This window comes from Desulfobacter sp. (genome assembly GCF_050177295.1).
Window position 1 is genome coordinate 1 of sequence record NZ_JBFXHE010000150.1, and the last position, 9,734, is coordinate 9,734.

At 49.8% G+C, this 9,734-nt stretch carries 12 protein-coding genes; 5 read left to right on the forward strand and 7 right to left on the reverse strand.

What is annotated here, in order from left to right:
* Positions 1 to 231: 231 nt before the first annotated feature.
* From AB7U36_RS11840 to AB7U36_RS11860, 5 genes are all read left to right on the forward strand, one after another.
* A complete protein-coding gene (locus tag AB7U36_RS11840) occupies positions 232 to 1,053 on the forward strand; it encodes a hypothetical protein (protein WP_428159981.1) in 822 nt (273 codons plus the stop codon).
* A 239-nt stretch (positions 1,054 to 1,292) separates the two neighbouring features.
* Entirely contained in the window at positions 1,293 to 2,657 is a 1,365-nt protein-coding gene (locus AB7U36_RS11845) for a phosphatidylserine decarboxylase family protein (RefSeq protein ID WP_428159982.1), read from the forward strand.
* A 215-nt stretch (positions 2,658 to 2,872) separates the two neighbouring features.
* Positions 2,873 to 3,058, forward strand: a complete 186-nt coding sequence (locus tag AB7U36_RS11850) for a phosphopantetheine-binding protein (protein ID WP_428159983.1) — start codon at positions 2,873 to 2,875, stop codon at positions 3,056 to 3,058.
* A 9-nt stretch (positions 3,059 to 3,067) separates the two neighbouring features.
* The gene (locus AB7U36_RS11855) at positions 3,068 to 3,778 is read left to right on the forward strand and encodes a beta-ketoacyl synthase N-terminal-like domain-containing protein (RefSeq protein ID WP_428159984.1); all 711 of its coding nucleotides are present in this window, start codon (positions 3,068 to 3,070) and stop codon (positions 3,776 to 3,778) included.
* Positions 3,779 to 3,793: 15 nt separating this feature from the next.
* Positions 3,794 to 4,306, forward strand: a complete 513-nt coding sequence (locus AB7U36_RS11860) for a hypothetical protein (protein ID WP_428159985.1) — start codon at positions 3,794 to 3,796, stop codon at positions 4,304 to 4,306.
* Positions 4,307 to 4,312: 6 nt separating this feature from the next.
* Here AB7U36_RS11860 and AB7U36_RS11865 read toward each other — a convergent pair whose 3' ends face one another.
* The 7 genes from AB7U36_RS11865 to AB7U36_RS11895 form a co-directional block, all read right to left on the reverse strand.
* Positions 4,313 to 4,846 (reverse strand): NADAR family protein, encoded by a 534-nt coding sequence (locus AB7U36_RS11865; RefSeq protein WP_428159986.1) that lies wholly within the window; start codon positions 4,844 to 4,846, stop codon positions 4,313 to 4,315.
* A gap of 136 nt (positions 4,847 to 4,982) precedes the next feature.
* Positions 4,983 to 6,254: a B12-binding domain-containing radical SAM protein gene (locus tag AB7U36_RS11870; protein WP_428159987.1), complete on the reverse strand. Its 1,272-nt coding sequence runs from the start codon at positions 6,252 to 6,254 to the stop codon at positions 4,983 to 4,985.
* Positions 6,251 to 6,727 (reverse strand): hypothetical protein, encoded by a 477-nt coding sequence (locus AB7U36_RS11875; RefSeq protein ID WP_428159988.1) that lies wholly within the window; start codon positions 6,725 to 6,727, stop codon positions 6,251 to 6,253. Before AB7U36_RS11875 ends, AB7U36_RS11870 begins: the two co-directional genes overlap by 4 nt.
* Complete coding sequence (locus tag AB7U36_RS11880) at positions 6,724 to 7,083, reverse strand: hypothetical protein (RefSeq protein ID WP_428159989.1); 360 nt, start codon at positions 7,081 to 7,083, stop codon at positions 6,724 to 6,726. Before AB7U36_RS11880 ends, AB7U36_RS11875 begins: the two co-directional genes overlap by 4 nt.
* Entirely contained in the window at positions 7,083 to 7,820 is a 738-nt protein-coding gene (fabG, locus tag AB7U36_RS11885; protein WP_428159990.1) for a 3-oxoacyl-ACP reductase FabG, read from the reverse strand. The genes AB7U36_RS11880 and fabG overlap by 1 nt, the downstream gene beginning before the upstream one ends.
* A gap of 193 nt (positions 7,821 to 8,013) precedes the next feature.
* A complete protein-coding gene (locus AB7U36_RS11890) occupies positions 8,014 to 8,247 on the reverse strand; it encodes a hypothetical protein (protein WP_428159991.1) in 234 nt (77 codons plus the stop codon).
* 410 nt (positions 8,248 to 8,657) lie between these two features.
* Complete coding sequence (locus AB7U36_RS11895; RefSeq protein ID WP_428159992.1) at positions 8,658 to 9,497, reverse strand: hypothetical protein; 840 nt, start codon at positions 9,495 to 9,497, stop codon at positions 8,658 to 8,660.
* Positions 9,498 to 9,734: the final 237 nt, after the last annotated feature.

Consider the following 9,734-nt stretch of genomic DNA (forward strand, 5'->3'; position numbering starts at 1 on the left):
AATTTAACCGAAAATATAGCATAAGTGTCTCCTTGAAAGCTGATTATTATGCATTCGTTATTGCCTGAAAATACATAATAAATCATCTTCCAAGAGAGTCCAATTTATTTTTCTGGAACACTATAGGACACAAGCGCAGATGGACTCACCTAACCGAAAGAGCAATGAAAAGGGTATTGAACAAGATGGGTTAAGCGTAGGCAGAGAATCCTGTAGGCCGCAGGGGTGGTCGTGCACCCTGAAGTGCTGGTACAGCTTCGAGAGAGCAACCCGCGGACGCCGAGGGTTTTAACGGTCGCCGAAGGCAATACAGAAGCATCCGCTATTGGCGAGGATGTGGAGGTCCGCCGGAGTCCCCAGGCCGTGGCATGCAGGAAGATATACGCTGTAGAACTCGGGAAGCCCCAAAGGTTCCAGGAAATTATGGTACATTATACCCCTGAAATGTTAGGAGCAGATTCCTGGTGGGAGGGAAATCGGATTCCCGATGGATCTCTACATGCCAATGGGGTGTCTTATCAGGCATATTACTCGGAGGTGGGGAAAGCCCACTACATGGGGAAGGACCTGACGGAAGTACGTAGCCTGCAAAGGAAACTCGTACCGGACAAAGTAGGGCTGGAGCAATACGAGCAAACCTCACTGCGGGGAATAGCAACTAAGGCGAAAGTTTGTGGGAAACACCGGTTTCAAAACCTGTACAAATGTATCAACTACCGATTCTTGATGGACTGCTGGAAGGATTTGAACAAGAAAGCTGCCAGTGGCGTAGATCAGATAACGGCAGAGGCTTACAGGGTTAACCTGGAAGCCAACATTCAGGCATTGGCTCAGAAACTGAGACAAAAGCGGTATCGGGCCAAACTGGTGAAACGATGTTACATTCCAAAAGAAAATGGGAAAGAACGGCCACTGGGAATCCCGGTGCTTGAGGACAGGCTTGTACAATTGGCCTGTTCAAAGATTTTATCATCGATATTTGAATCGGACTTCAATGTCATAAACTTACGCATTGAGTATTTTGGGGTTGATCATAAGATGGGCCACTCATGAAGAAATCTAATTCAGGGCACTATCAACCGCTTGTAATCCCAGCGTTATTTTTCAGGTTCTGAAAAGATGAGCACAAACTGGCCGAAGTGATCTGGGATTTAATTTGAAAGTATGAATCACTTAACCGGAGCGCGTGTAAGTTGCCGCTCCCCCAAAATCGGGCAGCCGGGTCACTCCATTATCGTGCGCCCGGTTTGTTCAAACACTATCAGTGACATCAATCTTCAAAGGAGAACAAAATGACTAAATCCAACCTTCTTACACTCGACAATGCCGGTCCCATTCAGATGGGCTTCTGGGTTCCCAACCGAATCTGGGCGACCGCCAAGTTCCTGGTCCCGATGCGCGACGCCATTGCCGCGAAAAAAGAGGCGGGCGCACTTGCACCGATGCGACCCGAGGTTCAGGACTTCAAGAATTGGGTGACACGGCATAGTGTTTACCGGATGTGGGTGACGTCCATGATTGAGGAGGCAAACGCTGTCGTCAACAGGCTCAGCAAAGAGACCAGAGAGGAGATCAAGGACAAGGATGGCGATGTTCTTTGGATCCGAGACTACGACAGCCTTTTTGAAATTCTGAACGAAATCATATCGACCTCACCTTCGTTTAATGCGACGGAAATGGTTGGCACGCCAATGAACGGTTTGCTGGCGATCTCAATGGCCACGGAGTCCGGTCTCGCATTGTTCCACGACAAGACGTTCAATCTCCAATTCAAAAACATTCTCAATGCGTGGAATACATTCCTGAAGAGCAGCGAATCGCTCGACAAGCTGGACATCAATAACCCTGAAAAGGAAGGATCATGGATCTCTGAGCGTGCCTGGGCTGCCGGCGTGTGGGATCAAATGGTGTGTGATCCCCAAGCACCGGGGTATGGTTACGACTCGTGGAACTCATTCTTTATCAGAGAATTTGTACCAGGCGCGCGGCCGTTCCAGGGGGACTCGGCCATCAATATCAACATTGGCTGTGAAACGACACCCTGGCAATATGAGAACAATGTGGCGCTTAAAACAGGTTTCTGGATCAAGGACGTCAACTACTCTCTGCTCGACATCTTCGGGGGACAAAAACAGTGGGCAAAGCGCTTCGAAGGTGGTCAGATCTACCAGGGTTTCCTGTCCGCGACGCACTTCCACCGCTGGCAGACACCGCTCGACGGCTACCTTGTCCGCTCGTGGGTCCAACCGGGAACGTACTTTGCACAGCGGCCGTGGCAGGGAGAAGCCCCAGGTACATGGGAGGGCACTGAATCTCAACCCTACCTTGGTCATGTCGCGACCCGTGCCATATTCATTTTCGAGCACGAGTTATGCGGTTATGTTGCGCTCATCTGTATTGGGATGGTCGAGGTGTCGACATGTGTTATCAACTCACCGTACATCGTGGAAGAGGGCAATGACCCCGTCAGAGTTACCCGCGGCAACAAGATAGGCCACTTCGAATTTGGCGGGTCGACGCACATGATGATCTTCCAACGTGATCGGGTGCGTCTTGAAGAGTGGGCGATAAACGCAGTCAATCATCGGAACGATTCCACCCCTACGCCATTGGGCAGTATCATTGCCACGGCGGAAGTTAATGGCGCCGAGATATAATCAGAACAACAGACAACCGGTGGGCACAAAAAGCGTGCCCACCCTACCGCTGGTGAACAACGATGCCCACGACGGTTGCACCGCCGTGAATCAATGTTTTCATTCACAATGAATTGTAGTAATGACTATATGCTTTGGGACTGAATTGTCAGGATGAAGACAAGCTTGGGCAGAAACGCCCGAAGGATCATCAGAAAAGTAAAGGACGATGGAGAATGGAGCGAGAAGACATAAATGCCGTCCACGGCTTTGACAGTATTGATGCCATAGAATTGCTCCGGGAAATTGAGACCTTGATGAAAACCAAGCTGACCCGGGATGAAGAAGAGGCAGCCATGACCATACGAACTGTCAACGAGATCGTTGATTTTATTGAAAAGGCCATGGCTGACAGGGCTTAAGGTTCCCTTATGGAAAGACGCGTTGTCATAACCGGATGTTCTGCCATCACGCCCATTGGCTGCTGCAAGGCGGATATCCTTAAAAACCTTGAAAGCGGCACCTCCGGTGTGGGCCGCATCAGGGATGATGAACTTCTGGTTGAGCAGCTCAATACCAGCGTGTTCGGAACAGTGGACCAGGATGTGGCTTACGACTTTCCAAGAAAATACCGTAAAACCATGGGGCCGGTCTCCTTTGCTGCCTGCAGGGTTGTGGATGATGTCATCGAACAGTCCGGGCTTGACAGGGCAGTGCTCTCTTCGGGAAGAACCGGGGTCGCCTTTGGCTCCTCCCACGGCTCCACCTCTGTTCTCAAAAAAGTCTACCAGGCCTGCTTCAATGCGCAGTCCACTGAAATGTTCTCCCTTTCGGCTGCAGATTATCTGAAATCAATGGTCCATACCACCGCTGTCAACATCACCCGGATGTTTGGGATAACCGGCCGGGTCATCTGTTCGCCGTCAGCCTGCACCACCAGCAGCCAGTCCATGGGGTTCGGGTATGAGCTGATTAAATTCGGGGTGCAGGACGCCATGATCTGCGGCGGTTCCGAAGAGTACGATACCACCACAGTGGCTGTATTTGATAATCTGCTGGCCTGTTCCACCCATTATAATGACACCCCGCATAAAACTCCCCGGCCCTTTGATGCTGAACGGGACGGGCTGGTCGTGGGCTAAGGGGCCGGCGCGGTCATGCTGGAGGAATTTGAATCTGCCAGAAAAAGGGGCGCACCAATCCTTGGGGAGGTGATCGGGTTCTCCACCAATAATAATGGCGGAAACCTTATTATGCCCGATCTTGCAGGCGTCACCCAGGTGCTTGAAATGGGCCTTGAAAATGCGCAGATCGCTGCGGACCGGATTGATTTTATCAGTGCCCATGCCACGGCCACCCGCATCGGGGACGTGATCGAGGCCCGGGCCATTAACAATGTCTATGGAAACACCCCATGGGTCAGCGGCCTGAAAAGCTACATGGGACACACCATTGCAGCCTGCGGCGTCATCGAAACCATTCTCACCCTTTATATGATGGAAAAGGGTTTTATTGTCCCCACGCTTAATCTGGACCAGGTGGATGACCGATGCGCCATGATCCGCCATACCCCCCGGCTGATGGAGACAAACATTGATTATGCCGCTGTCCAGAATTTTGCCTTTGGCGGCATTAATACCAGTCTGATTTTTAAAAGGTTTCGCGGATAGTTATACCTACCCCCCAAGTGCTTCACGGGCATTCATGAGCGCAAATCCCAGCAGATTAAGGCCTTTCCAGTTGGTCGGAATGCCTGCATCAGGAGCGTATTCATCAAGGCCTATGCCCCAGATCTTATCCCAGGGATTTGCCAGAACTATGGTTTTAGGGGAAGTTTGCTGGAGATAGCAATTTAATTCACTGTTTTGTCCGAACTTAAGAATGCTGCCTGCGGTGACTATTTTGAAGCGCTCATTTTTCCAGATCTGTTCATCAAAATTTTTTACCATTCGGCCAAGGCTTGCTGCTTCTGAGGGGTGATCGGATTGAATAATCCGGTGGTACGCTTGATCATCGTGAAACAGAAGGGCCTTGTGTGCCATCATATAGTGTTCAGCACTGTTATAAGTGATGCCATGTTCGGTAAATACGGCTGGATACCATTGACTTAAACAGGAGCTGCCGGGGGTGGATGTCATCGACGGCATATCATCCCAGAAAAACAGGAAGCCATTACGCGTATCAACGGTTGCAGGATGGGTTGGTGTCATTGGGTGATTATCTCATAATAAGGGTTAATCTCAGCAGACCGGGGGCAAATTGCCGAGTACGTTGTAAAAGCAAAATTTTTCCAGAAAACCGATAACTGCCCTCCTCCGGGCCGCTGGAGCGACTTAATCCGGTGTATCAGATCTGTTGAGCTGCAGGTCGTCCAAACGCAGACCGGACAAGGTCCCGGTTCCTGGGACGATAGGTGTTATCCGCTTTTTCTTTCCGGATGACCGTCTTTAACAGCTTGTACATTTTGATATTCTGGGGTTCATCCTGGTAAAAGGAGTCCCAGGCATACCGGAGCAGTTCCTGGAGGCGCTCCGGGGCCATGTTCTTGGGCTGGAACACCACCTTGTCCGCTGAATACGCATCCCAGTCATAGGATAGAATCCTTTTCTCGCGGTTCAGCTCTTCCCAGGCCCGGGTGTGGGGGAACGGCGTCAGAACCGTGAATTCAGCCAGATCAAGATCAATTTCCAAAAGAAAATCAATGAGCCTTTTAATGGAGTCTTCGGTGTGGTGATCAAGGCCCAGAAGGATGGTACCCTCTACACCGATGCCATGGTCATGGTAGCGTTTGATTCTGTCCCGGATGACATCCGAAGTGTCAAACACGGCCTGGTAAACATACCAGGCGCCTGCCTGGGCTGCCAGGTCCAGCACCTTGGGGTCGTTTTCAATGGGGTGGCAGCACCATTTTTTCTTTAACGGAATCATCTCCCGGAAAAGGTCCAGTTCCCACTGTTTGTCCTGGGCCAGGGAATTGTCCACGATAAAGAGACGGTTGTTGTCAATGCCGGCCAGCTCTTCAATGGTTTTGTCAATGGGTCTGGGCCGGAATTTGCGTCCCCCAAGGTAGGCCACGGCGCAGGGGTAGCAGTTAAACCGGCACCCCCGGGAGGCATGGACCAGATCCACCATCTGCACCCCTTTGTAGTTGTACAGGTCCCGGTCAAGAATATCCCTTCTGGCCGGACCCACGGATTCAATGGGCGGCTGTGAGGAAAGATAATCGTACACCGGGGCCAGGCGTTTTTTTTCAAGGTCGTCAAAAAGCTTTTCCATCCGGCCTTCAGCCTCTCCAAGAAACACGGCATCCACCTGGCCTGCGATCTGCTCTGCATGGAGCATGGTGGCAATGCCGCCGGCAATGACCGGAATGCCTTTGGCCCGGAACTTTTTTGCAATGGCAAGGCCGCGGTTGACCTGGATGGTGAGCATCATGGAGAGTGCAACCACGTCAACCTCTTCGTCATAGTCAATGGTCTGGACATTCTCATCAATAAACTGGACGTCTATATGGCCGGGCAGGGCCGCTGCAAACACAACAGGTCCATGGGGGGGCAGATGAAATTCGGTCTGCCGGTCAAGCTTTGTCCATCTGGGATAACTCAGCTTCGGCTTCATTTATTGTCACCGCAAGAAAAGGTATCAGAAATTAAACTCGCATCTGTCAGGGTCATGGTTAAAGTGTATCGTGATGGAAATGCCGCCGTCAAGGTTATAGACTTGGGGAAAACAGGGGCCTGGCTGTCAAAGGGGGGAATGGCCCGGTGAATTATGAACGCATCACTGGTGTGGTCCGCTTCAAAAAGAACCAGTCCCTCCAGGGTCATGACCACACAATGGATGGCGCGGTGCCGGGGATGGATATTTACAACGCCCATGAGCATGGCTGAATGGCTGCCCGGCATGGTCAACTCTATAGCGTGGACAAACTGGAACGAATCAGCCGGAAACAGTTGGTTCAACTCATGGGAAAGGCTTTGTTCACCAAGCGAAAAATTGTCCAGGGAAACAATAGGCGGTAATCCTGCGCACCCTGCGCTCATTAAAAAAGCAAATACAAAGAGATATCCCAGGGCTGTTTTCTGTCTCATTTCGGGGCGGCAAATACGTTAGGGTTAATATCTTCATTGAGTGCCACCGCTTCAAAACGAAGAAGGGTGTAAGAGTCTTGGCTTTCGCGGATAATGACCGCTTTAAATACGCCCGGCTGTTCGGACAGCACCAGAACGATGTCCTGGATAAAACGGGTCATAGCCTTTTCTTTTGGAACCAGGAAGATTCTGCCGGGTTCCGGCTCATCCTCGATGGTTGCATCGAAAACAGTGGTGTTGAAATTCCCTTTCAGCCACTGGCTGATTTCATCCATGACAACAGCCATGGCACCCATGGCAGCCCCATTGTCCCGGACAAAGGCAGCCCCCAGGAAAAATTTTCTTACCATAAGCATCAGAGCATGCCGCCGTTGACCGAGATCACCTGTCCGGTGACGTAGGATGCATCATCTGAACACAAAAATTTTACCACCCGTGCCACCTCCTCGGGCCGGCCCATCCGGGCCATGGGAATCATGGTTTTGACATTGGGAAGGGTCAGATCCTTGGTCATATCGGTTTCAATAAGTCCTGGTGCCACAACATTGATACGAATGCCGAGCCGTGCCACTTCGGTTGCAATGCTGCGGCTGGCACCGATGAGTCCTGCTTTGGCCGCACTGTAATTGGCCTGTCCCCGGTTTCCTGTCAGGCCGGACAAAGATGCGATGGAGACAACAGCCCCCCGTTTCTGGCGAACCATTTTTTTCAGAACCGGTTTTGTCATATTGTAAAATCCGTCAAGACTGGTTCGGATCACCTTGTCCCAGCTTTCTTCCTTCATCATGATGAACAGGCTGTCAGCAACAATCCCTGCATTGTTTACCAGCACATCAATGGTCTCGCACCGGCCCATGATGGTGTCAATTGCGGCGTTTGACTGTTCCCTGTCCGCCACATCAAATTGCATGATCTCTCCGCTGGAACCGGCAACCTTGACCTGTTTAAGGGTATGGGCGGCACCGTCTTTGTCCGAGTGATAATTTATAATGGTATAATACCCCTGCCCGGCAAGTTCAATGGCGATGGCCCGGCCAATACCCCGGCTTGCCCCTGTAATGACAGCGGTTTTTGTGTCTGTTTTCTGGGACATGGAAAAACTATCCTAACGTATGATTGGTTGTCATTGTTTAATGATTCGTCCTGAATAATTCATATAGGCGGTTCGGCTTTTTATGCCGACACAAGCTGCAACGTGATTTTTGCTGCAACGGTTTTATCCAACATTACTGTTCCGGCAACCTCCCTGAAATTTTCAAAGGAGAAACTGTTCCGGGTCCGGGTGATCAGGGTTGCCCCCCCACGGGAAGGCTGTCCATATGGAAAAGAGCGGATTTAACACCGGCAATCCATCCCATGGTGCCGTCTTCTTTTCCCCGGGTCTGCAACCGGTTGATACTGTTGTTGACCCCGGCGGTCTGCGCAGTCAGTTCCACCATGACAATGGGGCTTGCCGACCCTGCAAAGACAAGGGGGGCAGTGATCCGACACCACGGCACTGGACACGGTTTCGGACTCATTCACCGCAATGATACGTTCAATAAGAAGCATCCGGTTCCTGTGGGGAAGAAGATCTTTAATGGGAATTTCTTTGGGATTCATCCTGTGTCCTGTATTCAGTTATCTGAAGACAAGGCCGCTTTTGCTGACCTGAAAAAGGATAAAACTATACCGGCTTTTTATATCAGTGTAAAGTTACAAAAAAATTCCCGAATTCACCAGCAACGCGTCACCAATGCCATTTTTGGTTGTTTTTTTTAAACTTGATTTTGTAAGTTGACAACACTAATCCGAATGGATTTTGTTAAACAAAATAATTTAAGAGGGCTTCATGTATAAAAAATCAATTTTCATTTTGATGGTGGCGCTGTCTTTTTTTCTAAACTGTGCAATGTTTTCGCCTAAAAACTTTTAGTTCTGTTGACATTTATCAGACCGCCCATAACTTATCCTCCTCAATATCATCTATCTGGAGGGATAACCTATGGGAAACGCAAATTTTTCGGATGCTGTTTGGTACAAAATTTTGGTATTTCTTAAAACCCGAAAAACGATCTATATCGGAACGGAAGAGTCCTGCCGAAAGTTTGTAAAAGCAGTTCTTTGGGTTCTTCGCAGTGGTGAACAGTGTCGGATTATCCTTGTTTTGCTCAAGTAACTGGTCCAGGTACTCAACCAGTTCGTTTTCTACCTCATCTCCCGTTCGATACGGGTTTTCGTCTGGGTCGAGCAACGTCGAGATATGAATCAGCCAGCCGGCAACTTCACTCAATTGATCATAGTCATCCGTAAAGCATTTGAGGGCTTCACTCAGACCGTGCTGTAACCGGATCAGCCGTTCATCTGGAATATGAGCGATAAATACCTCCAGACAATCACAGACTTCCCTAAAGCCTTGATACATTTCAATGCCTGCCATGCGGAATGGTGGACGTCCCTTTAAAGTCAACAGATAACGCACCCTGCGTATCAGCGAATCCACAATGGATTGCCGTTCCTGCTCCACCTGATCGACTGAATGTTGTTCCGTTTTCCCCTCGGCAGTAGGATTTTCAATGACAGCTGACGGCAGCAAACCCGTTACGGTCAATACTCCGGGTTGTTCCACATGCTCCGGGCGGATGATGTCCCCGGCATTTTGTCGGACCTTTTTCCTGAGTTCAATTTTCATTGTCTCATCAGCGGATGCTGTCGGTTCAGCGATATTTTTGAGATAATGCAACTGGCAGAAAGCGTGTCGGGCTTCAGGGAAAATTTCATTAACCGCCAAACAAAGAGGGTCGTACTATTTATCTGGATGATGAGCTTTGGGCAATTTTTGATATTCAAAGGAAACTACAGAAAATAGGAGGTCAAATTGTTCCTTATGTTTTCCCAAATAGAAACAGGGACGGGAAAATAAAAGTTTTTAGACGCTCTTGGGTGTCAGCTTGTAAAAAAGCTGGGATACCCAATAAGATTTTTCTTGATCTTCGTAGGACTGCTGTTAGAAATATGGTTCGTTCCG

Excerpts from the sequence above, each read along its gene's own strand:
- AB7U36_RS11845 (WP_428159982.1), top strand. The coding sequence starts at position 1,293 with ATGACTAAATCCAACCTTCTTACACTCGACAATGCCGGTCCCATTCAG.
- AB7U36_RS11850 (WP_428159983.1), top strand. The coding sequence starts at position 2,873 with ATGGAGCGAGAAGACATAAATGCCGTCCACGGCTTTGACAGTATTGAT.
- AB7U36_RS11855 (WP_428159984.1), top strand. The coding sequence starts at position 3,068 with ATGGAAAGACGCGTTGTCATAACCGGATGTTCTGCCATCACGCCCATT.
- AB7U36_RS11860 (WP_428159985.1), top strand. The coding sequence starts at position 3,794 with ATGCTGGAGGAATTTGAATCTGCCAGAAAAAGGGGCGCACCAATCCTT.
- AB7U36_RS11865 (WP_428159986.1), bottom strand. The coding sequence starts at position 4,846 with ATGACACCAACCCATCCTGCAACCGTTGATACGCGTAATGGCTTCCTG.
- AB7U36_RS11870 (WP_428159987.1), bottom strand. The coding sequence starts at position 6,254 with ATGAAGCCGAAGCTGAGTTATCCCAGATGGACAAAGCTTGACCGGCAG.
- AB7U36_RS11875 (WP_428159988.1), bottom strand. The coding sequence starts at position 6,727 with ATGAGACAGAAAACAGCCCTGGGATATCTCTTTGTATTTGCTTTTTTA.
- AB7U36_RS11880 (WP_428159989.1), bottom strand. The coding sequence starts at position 7,083 with ATGCTTATGGTAAGAAAATTTTTCCTGGGGGCTGCCTTTGTCCGGGAC.
- fabG (WP_428159990.1), bottom strand. The coding sequence starts at position 7,820 with ATGTCCCAGAAAACAGACACAAAAACCGCTGTCATTACAGGGGCAAGC.
- AB7U36_RS11890 (WP_428159991.1), bottom strand. The coding sequence starts at position 8,247 with ATGAGTCCGAAACCGTGTCCAGTGCCGTGGTGTCGGATCACTGCCCCC.